The sequence below is a fragment of the Streptomyces sp. 7-21 genome (assembly GCF_016741785.1).
Lineage (GTDB): Bacteria > Actinomycetota > Actinomycetes > Streptomycetales > Streptomycetaceae > Streptomyces.
Genome location: NZ_JAERRL010000005.1, coordinates 153,470 through 176,908, shown reverse-complemented (window position 1 = coordinate 176,908; position 23,439 = coordinate 153,470). Strand labels below are relative to the sequence as shown.

Sequence of the window (23,439 nt, the reverse complement as noted above, 5' to 3'; positions counted from 1 at the left end):
GTCCGCCCGGCGCCGCGCCGCGCGGCCAGCGGCGGGTGGGCGCTTCCCGGTCCGGCCCGCGGCCGCGGGTGACGGTGGCCAGCCGGCGGGGACGGGGGACGCGTCGCCGCGGGGGAGTTCGTTCATGACGGAGTGTGCGCCTGTCCTGCGTATCCAGGTGCTGGGCCCTTTCACGGTCACGTCGCGTACGGGCGAGCCGGTCGTGCTGGCGGGCAAGCTGCGGTCGCTGCTGGCCGCCCTGGCCGTGGGCCGCGGCGCCGCGGTCAGCAGCGACCGGCTCGTGGAGGTGCTGTGGGACGAGCGCCCGCCGCCCTCGGCACGCACCACGCTGCGGGGCAACGTCCGGCGGCTCCGCGGCGTGCTGCGGCGGCTGGCGGGCGGCTCGGACACCGTGCTGCGCTCGGCGGAGAACGGCTACTGGCTGGACGTCGGGCCCGAGGCCGTCGACCTGCACCGCTTCCGTCAACTGCGCGAGGAGGCGTCCCGCGCCCCGGACGCGGCGGGGGAACGGGCGCTGCTGCGGGAGGCGCTGGGGCTGTTCCGGGGCGAGGCCCTGTGTGACGTCGGCTCCGACACGCTGCGCCGCGACGTCGCCGCCGTCGTGGACGAGGAGCGCACCCAGGCGGCGCACCGCCTCGTCGAGCTGGAGCTGCGGGGCGGCGACCACGAGGAGGCCGTGGCCCTGGCGCGGCAGCTGACCGCCGCCCGGCCGCTGCACGAGCGGTCGTGGTACGCGCTGCTGCTGGCCCTGGAGCGGGCGGGCCGGACGGCGGAGGCGCTGGAGCGGTACGAGCACGCCCGGGCGCTGTTCGCCGAGGAGCTGGGCGTCGGCCCGGGGGCCGAGCTGCGGCGGCTCCACGAGCGGCTGCTGGCCGCGGACGCCGGGGGGCCGGCAGCGGTGGTCTCCCCGTCCGGGGACGGCGCCCGGCCGCCGCGGCAGGTGCCCATTGATGTCACTCACTTCTGCGGGCGTTCCCGGGCGCTGGCGGCGCTCGACGCGGTCTGCCGCCCCGGCCTGGCGGCGGCGCCCCCGGTCGTGGTCGAAGGCGCCGCCGGCATCGGCAAGACGGCGCTGGCCGTCCACTGGGCGCACCGCTCGGCCGGCCGGTTCCCGGACGGGCAGCTGTACGTGGACCTGCGGGGTTTCGGGCCCGGCCGCCCGGTCGAGCCGGGCGAGGCGCTCGGCTCGCTGCTGCGCGGCCTCGGCCTGCCGGACGCGCAGATCCCGCGCGGCGCCGCCGACCGCGCCGCGCTGTTCCGCAGCCGCACCGCCGGCAGCCGGATGCTGGTGCTGCTGGACAACGCCGTGGACTCCGCGCAGGCGTGCCCGCTGCTGCCCGCGCAGAGCTGCCTGGCCGTCGTCACCAGCCGCCGCGCGCTGCGCGACCTCGTGGCGCACCACGGCGCGGCCCGGATCCCCCTCGGTCCGCTGGACGAGCGGGCCGCCGGGGAGCTGCTGGACCGGGGCCTGGGCGCCGCCCGCGCCGCCGCCGACCCCGGGGGGCGGAAGCTGCTGGCCGACCTGGCGGGCGGCGTGCCGCTGGTGATCCGGCTCATCAGCGCGTTCGCCAGCCGTTATCCGGGCACGCCGCTGACGGAGCTGGCGCGCACGCTGCACGGCGACGCCGGCCTGGACCTGCTGGCGGGGGACGGGCCGGACGGGCCGGGGCTGCGCCAGGCGTGGCTGCACTCCTGGGAGCGGCTCGACCCCGGCGCGCGGGCCATGTTCGCCGCGCTCGGCGCCTGCCTGCGTGAGGACGGCGGCGCGGAGTTCTCCGTGGACGAGGCCGCCTTCCGGGCGGGCCTGCCGTGGCGGCGCGCGTTCCGCGACCTGGACGCACTGGTGGCACTGCACTTCGTGGAGCCGGTGGGCCCGTTCCGGTTCCGCGTGCCGGCCCTGCTGCGCCGGTACGCCATGGACGTGGCCGCCCTGCCGGGCGCGCGGCGCGGCGGCTGACGGGCCGTCATGCGGCCTGGCGGCGCCGGGTGAACCGCGGGGCGCCGCTTGTCTACGCTGTGCGGATGCGAGTCGTCGTTGCCGAAGACCTGTTTCTGCTGCGGGACGGCCTGGTCAGGCTGCTGGAGGCCCACGGTTTCGAGATCGCCGCCGCGGTCGACAACGGGCCCGGGCTGAGCCGCGCGCTGGCGGACCTCAGCCCGGACGTGGCCATCGTGGACGTGCGGCTGCCGCCGTCGTTCACCGACGAGGGCCTCCAGTGCGCGCTGGCCGCGCGCCGGGAGCGGCCGGGGCTGCCGGTGCTGGTGCTCTCGCAGCACGTCGAGCGGCTGTACGCCAGGGAGCTGCTGGCGGACGGCAACGGCGGCGTCGGCTACCTGCTGAAGGACCGGGTGTTCGACGCCGGGCAGTTCGTCGACGCGGTACGCCGGGTGGCGGCGGGCGGCACCGCCATGGACCCGCAGGTAATCCAGCAGCTGCTGGCGCAGCGGACCCGGAACTCGCCGCTGGAGAAGCTGACGCCGCGCGAGATGGAGGTGATCGAGCTGATGGCGCAGGGCCGGTCCAACGCGGCGATCGCCGAGCGGCTGGTCGTGACCGAGCGGGCGGTGGCCAAGCACACCTCCAACATCTTCACCAAGCTCGGGCTGCCGCCCTCGGACGACGACAACCGCCGGGTGCTCGCCGTCCTCACCTACCTGGAGCACGGGCAGTAGCGGCCCCGGGCTCCCGCCGGGGCGCCTCACCCTGCGCAACACGCCCGTCCCGGAAGGGACATGACGTGCCTGCAAGCTCTTTCGCAAGAGCTTGCAGGATGCTACGGTGCGACGCGTTCCCCGGCCGGCCGAGGGTCCGTGACCGGGCCCCACGCGCCCGGCCGGCCGGGGCTCAGCCGGGGGCCTGGGCCGTGGAGCCGCGGACCACCAGCTCCGGCTGGAAGACGAACTCGGCGTGCTGCACCGGGTTGCCGCTCAGCTCCTCCAGCAGCGTGTTCACGGCGGCCGCGCCCATCGCCCGCACCGGCTGCCGCAGCGTGGTCAGCGGCGGATCGGTGAACGCGAACAGGTCCGAGTCGTCGTACCCCACCACCGATACGTCCTGAGGCACCCGCAGCCCGCGCTGGCGCGCCGCGCGGATCGCCCCGAGCGCCATCATGTCGCTGCCGCAGACGATGCCGGTGCAGCCCTCCCCCAGCAGCGCGGCCGCGGCGGCCTGCCCGCCTTCGACGCTGAAGAGCGTGTGGCGGACCAGGCCCCGGCCCCCCGTCTCCGCCAGGAAGCCCTCCACCTTGCGCAGCACCGGGACGAAGCGGCGGGGCCCGACGGCCAGCCCGATCCGCTCGTGGCCCAGCGCCCGCAGGTGCCGCACCGCGATCCGCGCCGCCGCGGCGTCGTCCGGGGAGACGAACGGCGCGCTGATCGCCTCGTTGTAGCCGTTGATGAGGACGAACGGCACCTGCCGCGCCGCCAGCCGGGCGTAGCGGGAGGGGTCAGCGGTGGTGTCCGCGTGCAGCGCCGACATGAACACGATGCCGCTGACACCGCGTTCGACCAGCTGGTCGACCAGTTCGTCCTCGGTGGCGCCGCCCGGCGTCTGGGTGCACAGCACCGGCGTGTAGCCCTCGCTGGCCAGCAGCTGCTCGATGACCTGCGCGAAGGCCGGGAATATCGGGTTGGTCAGCTCCGGTATGACCAGGCCCACCAGCCCGGCGCTGCGCTGCCGCAGCCGCAGCGGCCGCTCGTACCCCAGCACGTCCAGCGCCGCGAGCACCCGCTGCCGGGTCGCCGCCGCCACGCCCGCCTTGCCGTTGAGCACGCGGCTGACCGTGGCCTCGCTGACCCGTGCCTGGGCGGCGATGTCGGAGAGCCGGGCCCCGCCGGGGGCGGCCGGCGGGGCCATGGGCCCGGCGTCCGTCACGCGGACCACCACGCGGTGGTGTCGCCCGGCAGCGCCCCGCCCGCGTACGGGGAGCTGGCCAGCAGCAGGGTGCCCGGGGCAGCCAGCTCCTCGGGCAGCTCGACGGCGTCCGGCAGGGTGTTGGCCACGCACACCACCGCGCTGCCGTCGGCGCCGCGGCGGCGGAAGGCCAGCACGCCGCGCGGCGCGGGCAGCCACTCCACGGCGTCGCCCGCGCCCAGCGCGGCCTGCGCGCGCCGCACCGCCAGCGCCCGCCGGTACAGCTCCAGCGTCGATTCGGGTTTCCCGGTCTGCTCGGCCACGGACAGCTTGCCCCAGCCCGAGGGCTGCGGCAGCCAGCTGCCGCCGTCGCCGAAGCCGTACGACGGGCCGTCGGAGGTCCACGGCAGCGGCACGCGGCAGCCGTCGCGCATCCCGTCCTGCCCGTCGGAGGAGCCGTCGCCCGGGCCGCGGCGGAAGAACGCCGGGTCCTGGCGGACCTCGTCCGGCAGGTCGGTGACCTCGGGCAGCCCCAGCTCCTCGCCCTGGTAGATGTACGCGGAGCCGGGCAGCGCGAGCATCAGCAGCGTCGCGGCGCGCGCCCGGTCCAGGCTGCCGCCGAGCCGGGTGAGGTGGCGGACGACGTCGTGGTTGGAGAGCACCCAGGTGGTGGGGGCGCCCACCGGGCGCATGGCGTCCAGGGAGGTGTCGATGACGTGGCGCAGCGCGTCGGCGTCCCAGTCGGTGCCCAGGTAGTGGAAGTTGAACGCCTGGTGCAGCTCGTCCGGCCGGACGTAGCGGGCGGTGCGCTCCTGGCTGGGCGTCCACGCCTCGGCGACGCCGATGCGCTGGCCGGGGTACTCGTCGAGGATCTGCCGCCAGGAGCGGTAGATGTCGTGCACACCGTCCTGGTCGAAGAACGGCAGCACCTGGGTGCCGAGCAGCTTCAGCTGGTCCTTGGTGCCCATGTCGGGCAGGCCCTTGGCCTTGACCATGCCGTGGGCGACGTCGATGCGGAAGCCGTCGACGCCCATGTCGAGCCAGAACCGCAGCACCGAGCGGAACTCGTCCTGCACGGCGGGGTTCTCCCAGTTGAAGTCGGGCTGCTCGGGCGCGAACAGGTGGAGGTACCACTCGCCCGGGCTGCCGTCGGGGTTGGGCACGCGGGTCCAGGCCGGGCCGCCGAAGATGGACTCCCAGTCGTTGGGCGGCTCGTCGCCGTTCTCGCCGCGCCCGGGCCGGAAGTAGTAGCGGTCGCGCAGCGGCGAGCCGGGGCCCTCGCGCAGGGCGCGCTGGAACCACTCGTGCTGGTCAGAGGAGTGGTTGGGCACGAGGTCGACGATGACGCGCAGGCCCAGCTCGTGGGCGTCCCGGATCAGGGCGTCGGCGTCGTGGAGCGTGCCGAACATCGGGTCGATGGCGCGGTAGTCGGAGACGTCGTAGCCGCCGTCCGCCTGCGGTGAGGCGTAGAAAGGGCTCAGCCACACGGCGTCCACGCCGAGGTCGGCCAGGTACGGCAGCCGGGAGCGGATGCCGGGCAGGTCGCCGTTGCCGTCGCCGTTGCCGTCGGCGAAGGAGCGCGGGTAGACCTGGTAGATGACGGCGTCGCGCCACCAGCCGGGCCTGCCGTCTGGCAGCGGGCCCTGCGGGCCGCCGGTCGGCTGGGGGTGGTCAGCGAGGTGCTGGGTCATGGTGTCCCTGAGGTAACTCGTGGGGCGGGCGGGAACGGTCAGCGGGAACAATCGGCGGGAAGAGCAGCGGTGACGGGCCGCGGTCAGGCCTTGGTGGCTCCGGCGGTCAGCCCCGACTGGAGATGGCGCTGCGCGTAGCCGAAGACGAGCGTGGCGGGCACGGCGATGAGCACGGCCGCCGCCGTCATCAGGTGCCAGTTCTGGTTGTACTGGTTGACGAACGTCTGGAGCCCGCCGGCCAGCGTCAGGTTGTCCTCGCCGGTCAGGAACGCGGTGGCGTAGGCGACCTCGGCCCAGGCGGTCACGAAGGTGTAGAAGCCCGTGACGGCCAGGCCCGGCCGGGCCAGCGGCATGATCAGGCGCCAGAAGGTGCCGAATGGCGTCAGGCCGTCGACGCGCCCCGACTCGTCGATGGAGACGGGGATGGAGTCGAAGAAGCCCTTCATCATCCAGGCGCAGAACGGCACGGCGATCGTCAGATAGGTGACGACCAGCGCTATCGGCTGGTTCAGCAGGCCGTAGTCCGACATCAGGTTGTACAGCGGCACGATCAGCACGGCCATCGGGAACATCTGCGTCACCAGCAGGATCCACATCAGCGGCCGCATGCCGGGGAAGCGGAAGCGGCTGAGCGCGTACCCGGTGGTCGAGGAGATGAGCACGCCCAGGACCGTCGTCGTCACCACGACCAGCACCGAGTTGCCGAACCAGGTGAGGAACGCCGACTCGTTGAGGACGTAGTCGTAGTTGGCCAGCGTGAAGTCGCTGACCAGGCTGAGGGTGAAGGTGTCGCTCTTCGGCTTGAAGGACGTCACCAGCAGCCAGAACGGGGGGAACACCGCCACCAGCACGGCCAGCAGCAGCCCGGCGTGCAGGCCGGCGGAGGCCAGCGGCCCGCGCTCGCCGCGGCCGCGGTGCTGCCGGGCGGTGCGGCCGGTGCGGCCGGTGCGGCCGGTGCTGGCGGGCGGGGCCGCCGCGGTGGCGCCGGCGGGGCGGCGCGGCTCCGGTTCGCCGCCGCCCGGCCTGGTCGTGGTCGTCTGGGTGGCCATGGTCACCACACCTCTCCCTGCCTGCGGAGGACCCGGCGGTAGGCGATCGCGAAGAGGATCAGGAGCAGCAGGATCAGCACGCCCCACGTCGCGGAGGCGGCGAAGTCACGCGGGCTCCTGATGAACGCCAGGTTGAACGCCTCGGTCACGAGGATGTCCGTGGCTCCCGCGGGCCCGCCTCGGGTCAGCAGGAAGATCACGGGGAACATGTTGAAGGTCCAGATCGTGGAAAGCAGGATCACCGTCATGCTCACCGGGCGGATCCCCGGCAGCGTGACGTGGGTGAACCGCTGCCAGGCGTTGGCGCCGTCGATCTCGGCCGCCTCGTACTGGTCGGCGGGGATGGACTGGAGCGCCCCCAGCATCGCGACCAGCATGAACGGCACGCCCAGCCAGATGTTCACGGCGACGACCGACACCTTGGCCCAGGTCGGGTCGCTCAGCCAGCTGATGCCGGCGATGCCGCCGCCGTCCAGCAGGCCGTTGAGGATGCCGTTGCGCTCGTTGAACATCATCCGCCAGGCGAAGACGGAGACGAAGGCCGGGATGCCCCACGGCAGGATGAGCGCCATCCGGTAGAGCGTGCGGCCGCGCATGCGGCGGTTGAGCATGACCGCCAGGCCCAGGCCGATCACGAACGTCAGGGAGACGCAGGAGACGGTCCAGACGATTGTCCAGCCCAGGCGGTCCCAGAAGTCGCTGTCGGTGAGGACCTCGCGGTAGTTCTCCAGGCCGACCATCTCGTAGGTCGCGGGGATGTCGTTGACGCCGATGTGGCGGGCGACGTTGGACTCATCGGCGTTGGTGAGCGACAGGTAGATGCCCCGGGCGAGCGGCCAGCCGATGATGGCGGTGACGACCAGGACAACCGGGGCGATCATCGCCCAGGCGTACCAGTAGCCCGCCAGCCGGTACCGCAGCGGGACGCGCTGTCTCTGCGCCGGGCGGCGCGGGCCGCGGGCTCCCGCGGCTCCCGCGCCCTGCACCGGCGGCAGCCCCTGCCCCACGGCGGGAACCGCTCCCTGGGGGCTCGCGGCGTCAGCCATGGTGTGACCTCCGTGTCGTCAGGCCGGCTGGCTACTGCCAGTCCTCGAGGATGTCCCGGTACTCGTCGGCCGTGTCGCGGGCCGCTTCCTCGGGGGAGGCGGAGCCGGTCAGCATGGCCTCGATGGAGGTCCGCAGCGGGTCGAAGAGCGACTGCGCCTCAGGAATCCAGGGGCGCTCGTGCGCCACGTCGACGGCGGGCCGGAAGAAGCTGACGAGTTCGTTGTCCTGGACGGCCGGCCGCTCGTAGACGGATTCGCGGGTCGGCAGCAGGTTCAGCTCCTCGGTGATCCGCTGCTGCGTGTCGGGGCTGCTCATGTACTCGACGAACGCCATCGAGGCGTCGGCGTCGGGCGTGCCGGCGTAGATGCCGTAGTTCCAGCCGCCCTGCGGGGCGCCCTGGGCCTCGCTGCCGGCGGGGACCGGGGCTACGCCGAGGCTGTCGCCGAGGGCCTCCTGTGCGGTGACGGTGTCCCAGGGGCCGGTGATCATCATGGCGACGTCGCCCTGGCTGAAGGACGTCAGCATGTTCTCCAGGCCGTCGTTGACGTCCGTGATCGCGGCGCCGGACTCGACCAGGTCGTGCATCTGGGTGAACGCCTGGACCCCGGCCTCGTCGTCGATCGTGACCTCCTGGGCCTCGGCGTCGACCAGGTCGCCGCCCTCGCCGTAGAGGAAGGGCAGGAACCAGTACGGGTCGTCGCCGCGCACGTACAGCGGAGTGACGCCGATCTCCTCGAACGCGTCGGCGGAGCGCCTGATGTCCGCCAGGCTCCCGGGCACCTCGACGCCCGCCTCGTTCAGCAGGTCCTCGTTGTAGAAGAGGGCCAGGGTGTCGATCACCTGCGGCACGGCCCAGGTCTGGCCGTCGTACTGGGTGGAGGCCCACGCCTGGTCGAGGAAGTCGCCCTGCTCGCCCAGGGGGGTGTCGTCGAGCGGGTACAGGTAGCCCAGGCTGGCGAAGTCGGCGACCCAGGCCACCTCGGTGCGCATGACGTCGGGCGCCTCATTGGCGGCCGCGGCGTTCTTGAAGCGGTTCTGGGCGTCGTCGAACCCGATGTTGACGTAGTCGACGGTGACGCCCGGGTGCTCCTGCTCGAAGTCCTTGGCGATCTCTTCGAAGACACCCGCCTCATTCTCGCCGGACGTGTCCCAGAACGTCACGGTTCCGGAGAGTTCGCCGTCGGCGCCGCCGCCCTCGCTGCCGCCGTCGCCCCCGCAAGCCGTTGCCGCAAGAGCCAGGGCTGCTACCACCGCTGTCGTCCCTATGCTGCGCCGCATGTGAACTCCTTCAAGTGCTAACGCCCGGTTTGGGGGGCTATGTTCCACCCTATGCTTCACGCCACGACGGCGCCGGGCTGGGCAGGAACGTAACAGTGGCGCCATGCTTTGGAAAGTCCTTGCGGCAACTTTCTGCAAGATTCTTTCGGTACCGCGTGGCGGCTTGCCGGACCACCCGGGCAGCCGTTGGCAAGCACCGAAATTCCCACAATCCGGTACACTTCGCCCGCCGCCAGTGGGCAGCACCCGGCCCGCCGGGTACAGTCCGGACCTGTGACCGCACGGCTTGCTGATATCGCAGCCCAGGCGGGGGTCAGCGAAGCGACCGTCAGCCGGGTGCTGAACGGCAAACCGGGAGTCGCCGCGGCCACCCGCGAATCCGTCCTGACCGCCCTCGACCTGCTCGGCTACGAGCGGCCGGCCCGCCTCCAGAAGCGGAGCGCCGGCCTGATCGGCCTGATCACCCCGGAGCTGGAAAACCCGATCTTCCCGGCGTTCGCCCAGGTCATCTGCCAGGCGCTCACCCGTCAGGGCTACACGCCCGTGCTCGCCACCCAGACCCCCGGCGGCTCCACGGAGGACGAGCTGACCGGCATGCTCGTCGAGCGCGGGGTCTCGGGCATCATCTTCATCTCCGGGCTGCACGCGGACACCACGGCCGACATGGAGCGCTACGAGCGGCTGCGCGGCAGCGGCGTGCCGTTCGTGCTGATCAACGGGTTCTCACCGAAGGTCCGCGCGCCGTTCATCTCACCGGACGACCGGGCGGCGATGCGGCTGGCCGTCACCCACCTCGTCTCGCTCGGCCACACCCGCATCGGCCTGGCGCTCGGCCCGGCCAGGTTCGTGCCGGTGCAGCGCAAGATCGAGGGGTTCCTGGGCGCCGTCGAGCAGGAGCTCGGCCTGGACGCGGAGGCCGCGGGCGAGTTCGTGGAGCACTCGCTGTTCACCCTGGAGGGCGGGCAGGCCGCGGCCACCGCCCTGCTGGAGCGGGCGTGCACGGCCGTGGTCTGCGCCAGCGACATGATGGCGCTGGGCGCCATCCGCGCCGCCCGGCAGCGGGGGCTGGCCGTGCCCAGGGACTTCTCCGTGATCGGCTTCGACGACTCCCCGCTCATCGCGTTCACCGACCCGCCGCTGACAACGATCCGGCAGCCCGTGCCCGCCATGGGGCAGGCCGCTGTCCGCGCGCTGCTGGAGGAGATCGGCGGCACCCCGGCGCCGCACAGCGAGTTCGTCTTCATGCCGGAGCTGGTGGTCAGGGGCTCGACCGCCACCGCGCCCCCGGCCCGGCGCGGGTGACGCCCTCCGTGGGGGACACCGGGCAGACCAACCGACCTAAGGATGATCTGAGCGCCGTCATCCCTCTGGCAGACTAGTGCCGCATGGGGGCACTCAGCGTCAGGCCAGACAGCGAGCACCGAGGGGACAGCACGGGCGTCGTGAACGAGCAGGACAGCGCGGCGCCCGGGACCGGCGTAAGCACCGCCCCGGCCAGACGAGCGCACTGGCCCTGGAGCCCGCGCCGCCCCCGGATCTGGGTCGAGCTGGTGCTCATCGCCGTGAGCTACGGCGTGTACTCCCTGATCCGCAACGCCGCGCCCGAGCGCGTGGACCTGGCCCAGGAGCACGCGCGGTGGGTCTGGGAGTTCCAGGAGTCGATAGGACTGGCGTTCGAACGCTCGGTCAACCACGCCGCCGAGGGCGTGACGTGGCTGATCGTGACCATGAACTACTACTACGCCACCCTCCACTTCGTGGTGACGATCGCCGTGCTGGTGTGGCTCTTCCGCCGCCACCCGGGCCGGTACGGGGCAACCCGCCTGGTGCTGTTCGCCACCACGGCGGTGGCGCTGCTGGGCTACTACTTCTACCCCCTGGCGCCGCCCCGGCTGATGGAGGGCATGGACTTCATCGACACCGCCCTCGTCCACCACACCTGGGGCTCGCTGTCGGCCCAGGACACCGCGATGGCCTCGGTGTCGAACCAGTACGCGGCCATGCCGTCGATGCACATCGGCTGGTCGGCGTGGTGCGGCGTGACGATAGCCGTCCTCGCCCGCCCGCTGTGGCTGAAGGCACTGGGCGTGCTCTACCCCGTGGCGACGCTCATCGTGATCGTCGCGACCGCGAACCACTTCTGGCTGGACGCGGCCGGCGGGCTGCTCTGCCTGGGCTTCGGCTACCTCGTGGCCTGGGCCTGGTACCGGCGGCTGTGCTACCGGCTGCCCCGGGACGTCCCGCCCGCCGGCCGCGGCGGCCCGCCGGCCGCTCAGCCCTCGTAGAACAGCCGCTCGACCACGGCCCGGGCGCGCCGGGTGGTGCGCCGGTAGTCCTCCAGCATCTGGCCGCTGCCGCCGGTGTCCTGCTGCCGCGCCGCGCCCGGCTCGTAGCCCAGGTAGCGGGCCACGGCGGCCAGCTCGCGCGGGGCCGTGGGAAAGGTGTCCTGCGGCCGGCCGCGCACCAGCATCACCGCGTTGCGCACCCGCGAGGCCAGCACCCACGCCTCGTCGAGCACGGCGGCGTCCTCGGCCGCCAGCAGCCCGGCCTCACAGGCGGCGGCCAGCGCGCGCCGGGTGCGGGTGGTGCGCAGCGCGGGCAGCCGCCCGGCGTGGCGCAGCTGGAGGAGCTGGACGGTCCACTCCACGTCGGACAGCCCGCCCCGGCCCAGCTTGGTGTGCGTGGTGCGGTCCGCGCCGCGCGGCAGCCGCTCGGCCTCCATCCGGGCCTTCAGCCGCCTGATCTCGCGCACCGCGGCGTCGTCGAGCCCGTCGGGCGGGTAGCGCAGCGGGTCCACCAGCGCGGTGAACCGCTCCCCCAGCTCCGCGTCGCCCGCCACCGGCTGGGCGCGCAGCAGCGCCTGGCTCTCCCACACCAGGGACCAGCGGCGGTAGTAGGCGGCGTAGCCGTCGAGCGTGCGCACCAGCGGGCCGTTCCTGCCCTCGGGCCGCAGGTCGGTGTCGACAACCAGCGGCGGATCGGAGCTGGGCAGCTGGAGCAGCCGGATGGTTTCGTTGGCGATCGCGAACGCGTCCTCGGCCGCCTGGCGCTCGTCGGCGCCCTCGGCGGGCTCGTGGACGAACAGCACGTCGGCGTCGGAGCCGTAGCCCAGCTCGTGGCCGCCGAAGCGGCCCATGGCGATGACGGCCAGGCGGGTGGCGGGCGGTTCGCCGCGCTCGGCCCGCCGGGCGGCGGTGGCGGCGTGCAGGGCGCCGGCGAGGGTGGCGCCGTTGAGCGCGGTCAGCGCCTCGCCGACGCGGTCCAGCGCCGCTCCCCGGGCGGCCAGGGCGGCCTCCCCGTCGTCCGGGCCGGTCGGGGGCGTGTAGGCGCCGACGATGTCGGCGGCGGCGGTGCGGAACAGCTCCCGGCGGCGCACGCCGCGCGCGGCGGCGACGGCCTGCCCGGGACTGTCGGCGCGGCGGACGGCGGCGAGCACCTCCCCCTCAAGCGCCTCGCGCCCGCGCGGGGCGAGGCCCTCCTCGTCGCCGAGCAGCGCCACGGCCTCGGGGGCGCGCAGCAGCAGGTCCGGGGCGAGGCGCCCGGCGGACAGCACCCGGGCGAGGTTCTCGGCGGCGGCGCCCTGGTCGCGCAGCAGCCGCAGGTACCACGGGGTGGTGCCCAGGGCGTCGGAGACCTTGCGGAAGTTCAGCAGCCCGGAGTCGGGGTCGGCGGAGTCGGCGAACCGGTCGAGCATGACGGGCAGCAGCGTGCGCTGGATGGCGGCCTTGCGGCTGACCCCGGACGTCAGCGCCCGCAGGTGGCGCAGAGCGGCGGCGGGGTCGGCGAAGCCGAGCGCGACGAGGCGTTCCCGGGCGGCCTCGGGTGCCAGGCGCGCCTGCCCGGCGTCCAGCCGGGCGACAGCGTCGAGCAGCGGGCGGTAGAAGAGCTTCTCGTGGAGGCGGCGCACGGCCGCGGTGTGGCGCTTCCACTCCTGGGTCAGCTCGTTGGCGGGCTCGGCGGTGAAGCCGAGCGACCGGCCCAGGCGCCGCAGCTCGGACGGCTCGGTGGGCATCAGGTGGGTGCGGCGCAGCCGGTAGAGCTGGATGCGGTGCTCGGCGGTGCGCAGGAAGCGGTAGGAGTCGGCGAGCGAGGCCGCGTCCTGGCGGGCGACGTAGCCGCCGGCGGCGAGCGCCTCCAGGGCCGGCAGCGTGGGGGCGTCGCGCAGTTCGGGGTCGGAGCGGCCGTGGACGAGCTGGAGCAGCTGCACGGCGAACTCCACATCCCGCAGGCCGCCAGGGCCCAGCTTCAGCTCGCGCCCGGCGTGGGAGGCCGGGATGGAGCGCTCGACGCGGCGGCGCATGGCCTGCACGTCGGGCACGAAGTTGTCCCGCTCGGCGGCGCTCCACACCAGCGGCGTGATGGCGTCCAGGTAGGCGGCGCCGAGCTCCTCGTCGCCGGCGACCGGGCGGGCCTTCAGCAGCGCCTGGAACTCCCAGGTCTTGGCCCAGCGGCGGTAGTAGGCCAGGTGGCTGCTGAGGGTGCGCACCAGCGGGCCGTTGCGCCCCTCGGGGCGGAGGTTGGGGTCGACGGGCCAGATGGTGCCCTCGGCGGTGGTGTCCGAGCAGACGCGGATGAGGCGGGAGGCCAGGCGGGTCGCGGCCGCCAGGGCCGGGCCCTCCTCGGTGCCGTCGGCGGGCTCGGCGACGAAGATGACGTCCACGTCGGAGACGTAGTTCAGCTCGCGCCCGCCGCACTTGCCCATGCCGATGACGGCCAGGCGGCAGCGCCGGGCGTCCTCGGGGGCCTCCGCGCTGGCGATGCGCAGGGCGGCGCGGAGCGTGGCGGTGGCCAGGTCCGACAGCTCGGCGGCGGTCTCGGCGAAGCCGGTGGTGCCGGTCAGGTCGCGCGCCGCGATGCCCAGCAGGGCGCGGCGGTAGTGGATGCGCAGCGCGTCGGGGTCGCTGGCGGGGGCGAGCGCCGCTTCGAACTCCGCGATGCCCGGGTGCAGGTCGCTCGCCGCCTCGAAAGCCGCGAGCGCCCGCCACTCGGCGGGGTGGCGGGCGAGGTGGTCGGCCAGGCCCTCGGAGGCGCCGAGGACCGCGAGCAGCCGGTCGCGCAGCGGCTTGGCGGACAGCACGGTGTCCAGCAGCAGGGTCCGTTCGCCCGGCGGCTGCGCCTCCAGCAGGCGGGCCAGCCCGCGCAGCGCGAGGTCCGGGTCGGCGGTCGCGCCGAGCGCGTCGAGCAGCACGCTGTCGGCGGCGGGCCGCAGGGCGGGTGAGTCGAGGAGCCGCTCGGCGGCGGTGGGGTCGGTGAAGCCCCGTCGCAGGAGCTGCCCGAAGCGGCTGTCGCGTCGTCCGCCCACCGGCACGGCAGGTGCCTCCCTCGTTCGGCCTGGTGCTTGCCGCCCAGCAGCCTAACCAGCCGCCGCCGGCGTGCGCCCCCGCTGCCGCCGCACCCGCGCCGGACCGGGGAGGCCCGTCAGAGCACCGGGAGGTTCTTGCGCAGCTCGAAGGCGGTGACCTCGGAGCGGTACTCCTCCCACTCCTGCTTCTTGTTGCGCAGGAAGAAGTCGAAGACGTGCTCCCCCAGCGTCTCGGCGACCAGTTCGCTGTGCTGCATCAGCGAGATGGCCTCGCCGAGGTTCTGCGGCAGCGGCTCGATCCCCAGGGCGCGGCGCTCGGCGTCGGTGAGCGACCAGACGTCGTCCTCGGCGCCGGGCGGCAGCTCGTAGCCCTCCTCGATGCCCTTCAGCCCGGCGGCCAGCAGCACGGCGTAGGCGAGGTACGGGTTGCAGCCGGAGTCCAGGGAGCGGACCTCGATGCGGGTGGAGCCCATCTTGCCCGGCTTGTACATCGGCACCCGGATGAGGGCCGAGCGGTTGTTGTGGCCCCAGCAGATGTAGGACGGCGCCTCGCCGCCCGCGCCCGCGGTGCGCTGGGTGCCGCCCCAGATGCGCTTGTAGGAGTTGACCCACTGGTTGGTGACGGCCGAGATCTCCCCGGCGTGGCGCAGCAGCCCGGCGATGAAGGAGCGGCCGATCTTCGACAGCTGGTACTCGGCGCCGGTCTCGTGGAAGGCGTTGCGGTCGCCCTCGAACAGCGACAGGTGGGTGTGCATACCGGAGCCGGGGTACTCCGAGAACGGCTTGGGCATGAAGGTGGCCTGCACGCCCTGCTCCAGCGCGACCTGCTTCATCACCAGGCGGAAGGTCATGATGTTGTCCGCCGTGGACAGGGCGTCGGCGTAGCGCAGGTCGATCTCCTGCTGCCCGGGGGCGCCCTCGTGGTGGGAGAACTCCACGGAGATGCCCATGGACTCCAGCATGGTGATGGCCTGGCGCCGGAAGTCCATGCCGACGTGCTGCGGGGTGTGGTCGAAGTAGCCGGAGGTGTCGGCGGGGGTGGGCCGGGTACCGTCGACCGGCTTGTCCTTCAGCAGGAAGAACTCGATCTCGGGGTGGGTGTAGAAGGTGAAGCCCAGGTCCGAGCTCTTGGCCAGCGCGCGCTTGAGCACGTAGCGGGGGTCGGCGAACGACGGGGAGCCGTCCGGCATCAGGATGTCGCAGAACATGCGCGCCGTGCCGGGCGCCTCCGCCCGCCAGGGCAGGATCTGGAACGTGCTCGGCGCCGGCTTGGCGATCATGTCCGACTCGTGCACGCGGGCGAAGCCCTCGATGGCCGAGCCGTCGAAGCCGATGCCCTCCTCGAACGCCTGCTCCAGCTCGGCCGGGGCGACGGCGACTGACTTGAGGAACCCCAGCACGTCGGTGAACCACAGCCGCACGAACCGGATGTCGCGCTCCTCCAGCGTGCGGAGCACGAACTCCTGCTGCTTCTCCATGCCATCCATCCTCGCAGGACGTGGTTTCCGGGGCATTGCGCGGGCGAGCAGGCCAGCCCCCGGGGCCACGGTACCGCCCGGCGGGACACATTGTGGAACACCGGTACGAGCCCAGACGCCTGCCCGGGTCCCCGGCCCCTATAGCGCATGACAGCCACGTTTGGGGGAGGTTTCGGCAACTCTCTGCACACCGGGCCTCGCTACCCGTACTCTCCCAGTCACCTTGCGAGGTGCGGCGGCTACCGCCGGTCGCCACCCGTCCGCCGCCGCGCGCCCGCATGTGACAGGGGCATGCGCCACCGCCATGTCCGGCCGTCAGTCCAGTGAAGGAAGCCGATGCGCGCCGACGCCTTATCCCCCGACCACCGCCCGGCACGGGCCCGGCGGTGGCTGGTTCCGCCCCTGCTCATCGCCGCCTGCGCGGCCGCCGCGGCCTTCGCCGTCCCGGCGGCGCACCGGGCGGCGGTGCTGTGCGCGGGGGCGGCGGCCGCGGCGGTGGCCGCCGCGATGGCGGGTGAGACGGCCAGGCGGGGCCGCACCATCGCCGAGCTGCGGCGGCGCCTGGACGACCATGTCGCGGACGCCTCCCACCTCGCGCACGAGGTGCTGCCCGCGGCGATGAGCCGGGCGCGCCGCGAGGCGGAGCCGACGCGGCGCCTGCCCGCGCTGACGCCGGGGTCGACCACCGAGCCGGCCATGGCCGAGGCGCTCGACGCCGTGCTGCACCGGGTGACGGACGCGCTCACCGAGATGGAGCTCCAGCGCACCTCCGGCAAGGAGGCCATCGTGAACGTCGCCGGCCGCATCCAGGCCGAGATCAACCGGATGCGGGACGAGATCCGCGAGATGCAGTTCCGCCACCAGGGCCCCGGCATGCTCAGCGACCTGATGCGGGTGGAGCACGGCATCAACGTGGCGGGCCGGTTCGCCGCCGCGCTGGCGGTGCTGGGCGGCGGCACCCCCGCGCGGCGGTGGCTGCGTCCGGTCTCGCTGTTCGACGTGATGCGCGCGGGCACCGGCCCGATCTACGAGTACCGGCGGGTGGAGCAGCAGAAGGTCGTCGATGTCGGGGTGCGCGGCGACGTGGTCGAGCCGCTGATCCTCATCCTCGGCGAGCTGCTGGACAACGCCACCCGCTACTCGCCCCCGGCCGCCAAGGTGATCATGAACGCCGAGGAGGTCGCCACGGGCGTGGAGATCTCCGTGGAGGACAGGGGCACCGGCCTGTCCGAGGAGCGGCGCCGGCGGGCGGAGTTCCTGCTGCACCAGGGCGTCGACGGCGTCATCGACTTCGAGGACCTCGGCGAGAGCGCGCGGCTGGGGCTGCGCGTGGCCGGCATCCTGGCCAGCCAGATCAACGCGCGGGTGTCGCTGCGCCCCTCGACGTGCGACGGAGTGCGGGCGGTGGTCTTCGTCCCCGAGGAGCTGCTGGCCCCGGCGCCGCCGCCGCTGGGCCCGGCGGCCGACAACCCGCACCCGGCGCGGCGCGGCGGCTACGACGCACAGCGGTTCGGTGAGCCCGCCCAGGACGACCTGTACGAGTACGAGCGGGGCCCCGGCGGCCTGCCGCAGCGCCGCCGCCGCGCGCCGTTGCGCAGCACCACCGCGCCGCCGCCCCCGCCGCCCCGCCCCGAGCCGCGCCCGCTCTACCCGGGCGAGGCGGCCGCGCGGGAGCGCCCCCGCGGCCGGGACACCAGCGAGGCCGGCTCCTGGGTGGGCGCCTTCTTCACCGGGCTGCGCAGGCCCAGCGCCCCGGCGGGCGGCGCGCCGGCCACCGACGACCAGGCAGACGACGAGCCGCGAGGCAAGGGGGAATGAGACGTGACGGCACATCGGCTCAGGAGCATGGACTGGCTGCTGCGGGACCTCGCGCAGACCGTCCCGGAGATCCGGCACATCGTGGTGCTCTCCGCGGACGGCCTGTGCCTGGCCCGGTACCACGCCACCCGGGAGGAGGGCGAGCGGATCGCGGCCGCCGCCTCGGGCATCAACAGCCTGGCGCGGTCCCTCGCGGCCGAGCTGCCCGACGACATGCCGCGGCTGCCGCAGGCCCCCTCGGCCCCGGGCGTGACCGCGGACGAGGACGTCCGGGTGGTCGTGGTGGAGCTGACCGGCGGGCTGTTCTACCTGATGTCGGCGGGCGACCGCTCGTACCTGGCGGTGACGGCCAGCCACGAGGCGGACCCCGGGCTGGTCAGCAACCGCATGCGCGACCTGGTGCTGCGCATCGGCGAGCACCTGTCGTCCGCGCCGCGCGCGCCCGAGCGGGCCGCCCCATGACCCGCCGCTCCCGGTCGTCCGCCGACGGCCCCGCCGTCCCGCTCTACGTGATCACCGGCGGGGAAGCCGGGCAGGGCGGCGAGGATGAGGCGCAGGTCCTCGACCTGGTGACGCTGGTGGTGGCGCGGCCGGCGCCGCCCGGGCACGGGGCCCCGGGCGGCGCCGCGGGCCTGCGCCCGGAGCTGGCGGCGATCCGGCGGATGTGCGCCAGGCCGCTGTCGGTGGCCGAGATCTCGGCCTATCTCCAGCTGCCGTTCAGCGTGGTCAGCGTGCTCGTGGGGGAGCTGCTGGCCGCCGGGCTGGTGCGGGTGCGGCAGACCCGGGCACAGCAGCGGCAGGAGGCAGCGGAACCCGATATCGCGACGCTGAAGGCGCTGATCGATGGCCTGCAACGACTGTGACCGCGGCGGCCCGGCGCCGCCCGGGCCCCGGGAGGAGGACCGGCTGCCCAGCTCGGCGGAGCGGGCGGTCAAGGTGGTGATCGCCGGCGGCTTCGGCGCCGGCAAGACGACGATGGTCGGCTCGGTGAGCGAGATCCGCCCGCTGACCACGGAGGAGACCATGACGCGGGCGAGCGCGCCCGTGGACAACCTGTGCGGGGTCGAGGAGAAGTCCGCAACGACGGTCGCCATGGACTTCGGGCGCCTGACGTTCGGCGGGCGGCTGGTGCTGTACCTGTTCGGCACGCCGGGGCAGCAGCGGTTCTGGTCGCTGTGGAACGGCGTGCTTGAGGGGGCGCTCGGCGCGGTGGTGCTGGTGGACGCGCGCCGCCTCCAGGACTGCTTCCAGCCGATGGACCGCCTGAAGGAGGGCGGCGTGCCGTTCGTGGTCGCCCTGAACACCTTTCCCGACGCGCCGCTGCCCGGCGAGCGGGAGCTGCGGGCGGCGCTGGACCTGCCGGGGCACATGCCGGTGGTCCGCTGCGACGCCCGCCAGCCCGGCTCCAGCCGGGACGTGCTGCTGACCCTGATGCGCTACCTGCACGACACGTACGGCGGCGAGGACGCAGCCGCCCGCAAGGAGGCACCGTGAGTGACGCACCCCGGGCCGGGGCCGCGGCCGGACACCCCGCCCGACCCGCCGCACCGCCCGGCCCCCAGGCCCCGCCGCCGGGCTGCCCGGTCCACGGCACCGGCGGCGTGCCGCGGCTGTACGGGCCGCACGTGACCGCCGATCCGGCGGGCGTGTACGACCGGCTGCGCGCCGAGCACGGCGCGGTGGCGCCGGTGCTGCTGGAGGGGGACGTGCCCGCGTGGCTGGTGCTCGGCTACCGCGAGATCCTGCACGTGGCGCGCAACCCGCACCGGTTCCGCCGCGACGGCCGGACCTGGCGCGAGTGGCGGGAGGGGCGGGTGCGCCAGGACTCGCCGGTGGCGCCGGTGCTGGCGTGGGGCCCTGACTGCACGCACCAGGACGGCGCGGCGCACCAGCGGCTGCGGCGGGCGCTCAACGAGAGCCTGGAGCGGTTCGACCGCCGCGGCATGCGGCGCCACGTCATCTACGTCGCGCACAAGCTGGCCGACGGCTTCTGCCGCAGCGGGCAGGCCGAGCTGCTGGGCCAGTTCGCGCAGCAGCTGCCGATGCTGGTGCTGACCAACCTCTTCGGCCTGCCGGAGGAGGAAGGGCCGGGACTGGTGATGGCCAGCCGGCAGCTGCTGATGGGCACCGAGAAGGCGCTCGACGCCGACGCCGCCATCCGGCGGGTGCTGGGCCGCCTGGTGGCGCGCAAGCACGAGCGGCCCGGACATGACCTGACGTCCTGGCTGATCGCGCACCCGCACGACCTGTCGGACGAGGAGGTCACGCACCACCTGCGGCTGGTGCTGGTGGCGGCGAACGAGTCGACGACCAACCTCATCGGCAGCACGCTGCGGATGGTGCTCACCCACGACAGCTTCCACGGCACGCTGCGCGGCGGCCGGATGACCCTGCTGTCGGCGCTGGAGCAGGTGCTGTGGGACGAGCCGCCGATCGCGGTGTGCCCCGGCGGGTTCGCGGCGTACGACATGGAGCTGGCGGGCCGCACGATCCTCAAGGGGGACGCGGTGCTGCTGGGACTGGCCGCCGGGAACACCGACCCGGGCGTGCGGCCGGCCCCCGGGGCGCTGATGCACACCAACCGCTCGCACCTGTCGTTCACCTCGGGGCCGCACGAGTGCCCCGGCCAGGACCTCGGCAAGGCCATCGCGCACACCGGCATCGAGGTGCTGCTGAGCCGCCTGCCCGATCTCCAGCTGGCGGTGCGGCCCGACGAGCTGCGCTGGAACGCCTCGACGTGGTCGCGCCAGCTGATGGCGCTGCCGGTGCGGTTCACCCCGCGCGAGCCGGTGGCCCCGGCCGGCCCGCCGGCGCCGCGCGGCCCGGCGGCGGCCGCGCCGCCCCGGGAACGGCCGGCCGCGCGGGACCGGGCCACGGCGCCCGCGCCGCCCGCCACGCCGGGCCGGGGGCGGCACGCTACCCGGCTCACGTGGCGCGAGCGGCTGCGCGCGGTGCGGCAGCGGGTGCGGCGGCGTCCGGGCTGACGCCGGGCGTCCCGTAGCGCGGGGAGGTGGTGCCCCACAGCTCGTTGGCGGCCATCCAGGCGCGCAGGCCCGCCGCGTACGCCTCGACCGCGGCGCGGTCGGCGGGGCCCAGGCCCAGGCGCGCGCACAGCCGGGGCAGCCGCCGGGAGACGGTCGTGAACAGGCGCACGCGCTTGCGGATCTCGGCGGTGACGTACGCGGTGGCCTCGGCGCGGGTGCAGCCGGTGGCGTGCTCGCGGATCAGGACCAGGTTGTGCGGGTCGCCGCGGGACTCCTCGCGCGCCAGCGAGTGCAGGTCGTTGCCGAGGAAGATGACGTCGCCCGCGCAGCGGGTGAGCGTGCGCAGTTCGCCGCTGGCGTGGGCCGCGGGCGGCACCTCGAAGTGGCCGGTGCGCTCGATGAGGTCGAAGCACGGGCCGGTGCCCACGCTCTCGCGGCGCAGCCGCACGTAGGCGGCCTCGGTGAGCGCCTCGCCGGAGGAGCGGTTGCGGGCCTCCGCGAGGTAGGAGCGGAAGAAGCGGCCGAGGTGGCGGGCGGCGCGCTCGCGCCAGGCGGCCGACATGCCGGCCGCGGTGCGCTGCCACACATCGGCGTAGGCGCGGGTCAGCGGCAGGTCGAGGCGGGGGCGCGCGCCGGGGGCGCGGCGCGGGATGGCGCATAACTCGGCGATGAGCGGCACGGCGCGTTCCGGGTGCCGCCCCAGCGGCCCGTCGAAGGCGTCGTCGAGCGGGAAGCCGAGGCAGACGGAGTCGGTGGCCAGGTCGAGGTCGTCGCCGCGGGCGCCGGGGTAGGCGTAGCCGACCAGGTCAGTCAGCCGCCAGGAGCCGTAGCGGCGCAGCTGGGCCTCGTCGGCCAGCAGCCCGTGGGCACGCACCCAGGCGAGGTGGCGGGCGCGGGCGCGGGGCACGTCGGGGTTGGCGCGGGTGGTGAACGGCAGGACGGCGTCGGATCGCTGAGGCATGCTTCCGCTCCTGGTGGTCACCGCGGACCGGCGGGAGCCGGGCCGCTGAAACTGGGGAGAGAGCCACAGCCGCGCGCTGCGGGGCGTGACCGTTCCTCTGCCCTGCGCCACCGGCGTTCATGCGCGGCGTGTGCCGCTGGCATGTGCCGCTCCGCCGGCCAGGCATAGCGTCAGTCGGACGATTAGACTCGTGGCGTGCCCCAGCTACGCCTCGCCCTGAACCAGACCGACTCCCGCGTCGGCGACCTGCGCGGCAATGCCGAGGCGGTGCTGCGCTGGACGCGGCACGCCGTGGAGCGCGGCGCCCACCTCGTGGCCTTCCCCGAGCTGATGCTCACCGGCTACCCGGTCGAGGACCTGGCGCTGCGCGCCTCGTTCGTCGCCGCCAGCCGGCGGGCGCTGCGCGACCTGGCGGCCCGGCTCGCGGCGGAGGGCCTGGGCGGGGTGCCGGTCGTGGTCGGCTACCTGGACCGGACCGACCCGGCCAAGCTGGCGGGCCGCACCACCGGGCTGCCGGCGGGCGCGCCGCAGAACGCCGCCGCCGTGCTGTACCGGGGCGAGGTGGCGCTGTCGTTCGCCAAGCACCACCTGCCGAACTACGGCGTCTTCGACGAGTTCCGCTACTTCGTGCCCGGCGACACCCTGCCGGTGGTGCGGGTCGGCGGCGTCGACGTGGCGCTGGCGATCTGCGAGGACCTGTGGCAGGACGGCGGCCGGGTCCCGGCCGCGCGCGCCGCGGGCGCCGGGCTGCTGCTGACTCTCAACGCCTCGCCGTACGAGGTCAACAAGGACGACACCCGGCTGGAGCTGGTGCGCAAGCGGGCCGCGGAGGCGGGCTGCACGCTGGCCTACCTGGCGATGACCGGCGGCCAGGACGAGCTGGTCTACGACGGCGACTCCATCGTCGTGGACCGGGACGGGCGGGTGCTGGCGCGGGCGCCGCAGTTCGCCGAGGAGTGCCTGCTGATCGACCTGGAGCTGCCGCGCGCCGCCGCCCAGCCGCCGGCCGGGCGGGTCGAGGACGGCCTGGTCATCGACCGGCTGACGCTGTCGGACGAGCCGGTGGCGCCGTACGAGCCGCGGTACGTGCCCGGCTCGCCCGCGCTGCTCGCCGAGCGGCTGCCGGACGACGCGGAGGTGTACCAGGCGCTGGTCACGGGCGTGCGCGCCTACGTGCGGAAGAACGGCTTCAGCTCGGTGCTGATCGGCCTGTCCGGCGGCATCGACTCGGCGCTGTGCGCCACGCTGGCCTGCGACGCGATCGGCGCGGACAACGTCCACTGCATCGCCATGCCCTCGCGGTACTCCTCGGAGCACTCGGTGGCCGACGCCGAGGAGCTGGCCCGGCGGACCGGGCTGCACTTCCGGACGGTGCCGATCGGCCCGATGTTCGACGCCTACATGGGGTCGCTGGGGCTGACGGGCCTGGCCGAGGAGAACCTCCAGTCCCGGCTGCGCGGCACGCTGCTGATGGCGGTGTCCAACCAGGAGGGCCACATCGTGCTGGCGCCGGGCAACAAGAGCGAGCTGGCCGTGGGGTACTCCACGCTCTACGGCGACTCCGTCGGCGCGTTCGGCCCGATCAAGGACGTGTACAAGACGCTGGTGTACCGGGTGGCGCGGTGGCGGAACGCGGCGGCGGCCGAGCGCGGCGAGACCCCGCCGATCCCGGAGAACTCCCTGACCAAGCCGCCCAGCGCCGAGCTGCGCCCCGGCCAGGTGGACACCGACTCGCTGCCCGACTACGACGTGCTGGACCGCGTGCTGGAGCTGTACGTGGACCGCGACGCGGGCCGCGAGGAGATCATCGCCGCCGGGTTCGAACCGGAGCTGGTGGAGCGGGTGCTGCGGCTGGTGGACACCGCCGAGTACAAGCGCCGCCAGTACCCGCCGGGCACGAAGATCTCCGCCAAGGTCTTCGGCAAGGACCGGCGGCTGCCGATCACCAACGCCTGGCGGGAGGGCGCCTGACGCTGCC

Annotated in this window: 18 protein-coding genes; 10 read left to right on the top strand and 8 right to left on the bottom strand. The window is 74.3% G+C overall.

Features of this window, described 5'->3' with window-relative positions; all coding sequences use genetic code 11:
- Window positions 1-124: 124 nt before the first annotated feature.
- The gene (locus JK356_RS08355) at window positions 125-1,957 is read left to right on the top strand and encodes an AfsR/SARP family transcriptional regulator (RefSeq protein WP_201866939.1); all 1,833 of its coding nucleotides are present in this window, start codon (window positions 125-127) and stop codon (window positions 1,955-1,957) included.
- Window positions 1,958-2,022: 65 nt separating this feature from the next.
- Window positions 2,023-2,673: a response regulator transcription factor gene (locus tag JK356_RS08350; RefSeq protein WP_201866938.1), complete on the top strand. Its 651-nt coding sequence runs from the start codon at window positions 2,023-2,025 to the stop codon at window positions 2,671-2,673.
- Window positions 2,674-2,845: 172 nt separating this feature from the next.
- On the opposite strand, the gene JK356_RS08345 is transcribed toward JK356_RS08350, so the two are convergent.
- From JK356_RS08345 to JK356_RS08325, 5 genes are all read right to left on the bottom strand, one after another.
- On the bottom strand, window positions 2,846-3,856 hold the full coding sequence (locus JK356_RS08345; protein WP_201867129.1) for a LacI family DNA-binding transcriptional regulator: 1,011 nt from the start codon (window positions 3,854-3,856) through the stop codon (window positions 2,846-2,848).
- A 14-nt stretch (window positions 3,857-3,870) separates the two neighbouring features.
- Window positions 3,871-5,544, bottom strand: a complete 1,674-nt coding sequence (locus tag JK356_RS08340) for a glycoside hydrolase family 13 protein (protein ID WP_201866937.1) — start codon at window positions 5,542-5,544, stop codon at window positions 3,871-3,873.
- Window positions 5,545-5,627: 83 nt separating this feature from the next.
- Entirely contained in the window at window positions 5,628-6,593 is a 966-nt protein-coding gene (locus tag JK356_RS08335) for a sugar ABC transporter permease (RefSeq protein ID WP_201866936.1), read from the bottom strand.
- 2 nt (window positions 6,594-6,595) lie between these two features.
- Complete coding sequence (locus JK356_RS08330) at window positions 6,596-7,639, bottom strand: carbohydrate ABC transporter permease (RefSeq protein WP_201866935.1); 1,044 nt, start codon at window positions 7,637-7,639, stop codon at window positions 6,596-6,598.
- A gap of 31 nt (window positions 7,640-7,670) precedes the next feature.
- Window positions 7,671-8,918: an extracellular solute-binding protein gene (locus JK356_RS08325; RefSeq protein WP_201866934.1), complete on the bottom strand. Its 1,248-nt coding sequence runs from the start codon at window positions 8,916-8,918 to the stop codon at window positions 7,671-7,673.
- A 273-nt stretch (window positions 8,919-9,191) separates the two neighbouring features.
- Between JK356_RS08325 and JK356_RS08320 the strand changes: the two genes are divergently transcribed.
- The gene (locus tag JK356_RS08320; protein ID WP_201866933.1) at window positions 9,192-10,220 is read left to right on the top strand and encodes a LacI family DNA-binding transcriptional regulator; all 1,029 of its coding nucleotides are present in this window, start codon (window positions 9,192-9,194) and stop codon (window positions 10,218-10,220) included.
- 83 nt (window positions 10,221-10,303) lie between these two features.
- Window positions 10,304-11,203, top strand: a complete 900-nt coding sequence (locus JK356_RS08315) for a phosphatase PAP2 family protein (protein ID WP_201866932.1) — start codon at window positions 10,304-10,306, stop codon at window positions 11,201-11,203.
- On the opposite strand, the gene JK356_RS08310 is transcribed toward JK356_RS08315, so the two are convergent.
- Both JK356_RS08310 and JK356_RS08305 read right to left on the bottom strand, forming a co-directional pair.
- Entirely contained in the window at window positions 11,191-14,226 is a 3,036-nt protein-coding gene (locus JK356_RS08310) for a bifunctional [glutamine synthetase] adenylyltransferase/[glutamine synthetase]-adenylyl-L-tyrosine phosphorylase (protein WP_201866931.1), read from the bottom strand. The two genes, JK356_RS08315 and JK356_RS08310, sit on opposite strands and share 13 nt — an antisense overlap.
- 110 nt (window positions 14,227-14,336) lie before the next feature.
- Window positions 14,337-15,698 (bottom strand): glutamine synthetase family protein, encoded by a 1,362-nt coding sequence (locus JK356_RS08305; protein ID WP_201866930.1) that lies wholly within the window; start codon window positions 15,696-15,698, stop codon window positions 14,337-14,339.
- A gap of 336 nt (window positions 15,699-16,034) precedes the next feature.
- Between JK356_RS08305 and JK356_RS08300 the strand changes: the two genes are divergently transcribed.
- Genes JK356_RS08300 through JK356_RS08280 form a run of 5 tightly spaced genes read left to right on the top strand, consistent with a single transcriptional unit; the run spans window position 16,035 to window position 20,500 of the window.
- A complete protein-coding gene (locus tag JK356_RS08300) occupies window positions 16,035-17,516 on the top strand; it encodes an ATP-binding protein (RefSeq protein ID WP_201866929.1) in 1,482 nt (493 codons plus the stop codon).
- A 3-nt stretch (window positions 17,517-17,519) separates the two neighbouring features.
- Window positions 17,520-17,978 (top strand): roadblock/LC7 domain-containing protein, encoded by a 459-nt coding sequence (locus JK356_RS08295; protein ID WP_307815474.1) that lies wholly within the window; start codon window positions 17,520-17,522, stop codon window positions 17,976-17,978.
- On the top strand, window positions 17,975-18,379 hold the full coding sequence (locus JK356_RS08290) for a DUF742 domain-containing protein (RefSeq protein ID WP_201866928.1): 405 nt from the start codon (window positions 17,975-17,977) through the stop codon (window positions 18,377-18,379). The genes JK356_RS08295 and JK356_RS08290 overlap by 4 nt, the downstream gene beginning before the upstream one ends.
- Window positions 18,360-19,010, top strand: a complete 651-nt coding sequence (locus tag JK356_RS08285) for an ATP/GTP-binding protein (RefSeq protein ID WP_201866927.1) — start codon at window positions 18,360-18,362, stop codon at window positions 19,008-19,010. Before JK356_RS08290 ends, JK356_RS08285 begins: the two co-directional genes overlap by 20 nt.
- Window positions 19,007-20,500 (top strand): cytochrome P450, encoded by a 1,494-nt coding sequence (locus tag JK356_RS08280; protein WP_201866926.1) that lies wholly within the window; start codon window positions 19,007-19,009, stop codon window positions 20,498-20,500. Before JK356_RS08285 ends, JK356_RS08280 begins: the two co-directional genes overlap by 4 nt.
- Here the strand turns inward: JK356_RS08280 and JK356_RS08275 are convergent.
- On the bottom strand, window positions 20,442-21,461 hold the full coding sequence (locus tag JK356_RS08275) for a hypothetical protein (protein WP_201866925.1): 1,020 nt from the start codon (window positions 21,459-21,461) through the stop codon (window positions 20,442-20,444). The genes JK356_RS08280 and JK356_RS08275 overlap by 59 nt on opposite strands.
- 195 nt (window positions 21,462-21,656) lie before the next feature.
- Between JK356_RS08275 and JK356_RS08270 the strand changes: the two genes are divergently transcribed.
- A complete protein-coding gene (locus JK356_RS08270; RefSeq protein WP_201866924.1) occupies window positions 21,657-23,432 on the top strand; it encodes an NAD+ synthase in 1,776 nt (591 codons plus the stop codon).
- Window positions 23,433-23,439: the final 7 nt, after the last annotated feature.

What these genes read in the sequence shown, in the direction of transcription:
- JK356_RS08335 (WP_201866936.1), bottom strand. Translation starts at nt 6,593, where the DNA reads ATGGCCACCCAGACGACCACGACCAGGCCGGGCGGCGGCGAACCGGAG.
- JK356_RS08340 (WP_201866937.1), bottom strand. Translation starts at nt 5,544, where the DNA reads ATGACCCAGCACCTCGCTGACCACCCCCAGCCGACCGGCGGCCCGCAG.
- JK356_RS08290 (WP_201866928.1), top strand. Translation starts at nt 17,975, where the DNA reads ATGACCCGCCGCTCCCGGTCGTCCGCCGACGGCCCCGCCGTCCCGCTC.
- JK356_RS08350 (WP_201866938.1), top strand. Translation starts at nt 2,023, where the DNA reads ATGCGAGTCGTCGTTGCCGAAGACCTGTTTCTGCTGCGGGACGGCCTG.
- JK356_RS08275 (WP_201866925.1), bottom strand. Translation starts at nt 21,461, where the DNA reads ATGCCTCAGCGATCCGACGCCGTCCTGCCGTTCACCACCCGCGCCAAC.
- JK356_RS08300 (WP_201866929.1), top strand. Translation starts at nt 16,035, where the DNA reads ATGCGCGCCGACGCCTTATCCCCCGACCACCGCCCGGCACGGGCCCGG.
- JK356_RS08315 (WP_201866932.1), top strand. Translation starts at nt 10,304, where the DNA reads ATGGGGGCACTCAGCGTCAGGCCAGACAGCGAGCACCGAGGGGACAGC.
- JK356_RS08355 (WP_201866939.1), top strand. Translation starts at nt 125, where the DNA reads ATGACGGAGTGTGCGCCTGTCCTGCGTATCCAGGTGCTGGGCCCTTTC.
- JK356_RS08305 (WP_201866930.1), bottom strand. Translation starts at nt 15,698, where the DNA reads ATGGAGAAGCAGCAGGAGTTCGTGCTCCGCACGCTGGAGGAGCGCGAC.
- JK356_RS08285 (WP_201866927.1), top strand. Translation starts at nt 18,360, where the DNA reads ATGGCCTGCAACGACTGTGACCGCGGCGGCCCGGCGCCGCCCGGGCCC.
- JK356_RS08325 (WP_201866934.1), bottom strand. Translation starts at nt 8,918, where the DNA reads ATGCGGCGCAGCATAGGGACGACAGCGGTGGTAGCAGCCCTGGCTCTT.
- JK356_RS08345 (WP_201867129.1), bottom strand. Translation starts at nt 3,856, where the DNA reads ATGGCCCCGCCGGCCGCCCCCGGCGGGGCCCGGCTCTCCGACATCGCC.
- JK356_RS08330 (WP_201866935.1), bottom strand. Translation starts at nt 7,639, where the DNA reads ATGGCTGACGCCGCGAGCCCCCAGGGAGCGGTTCCCGCCGTGGGGCAG.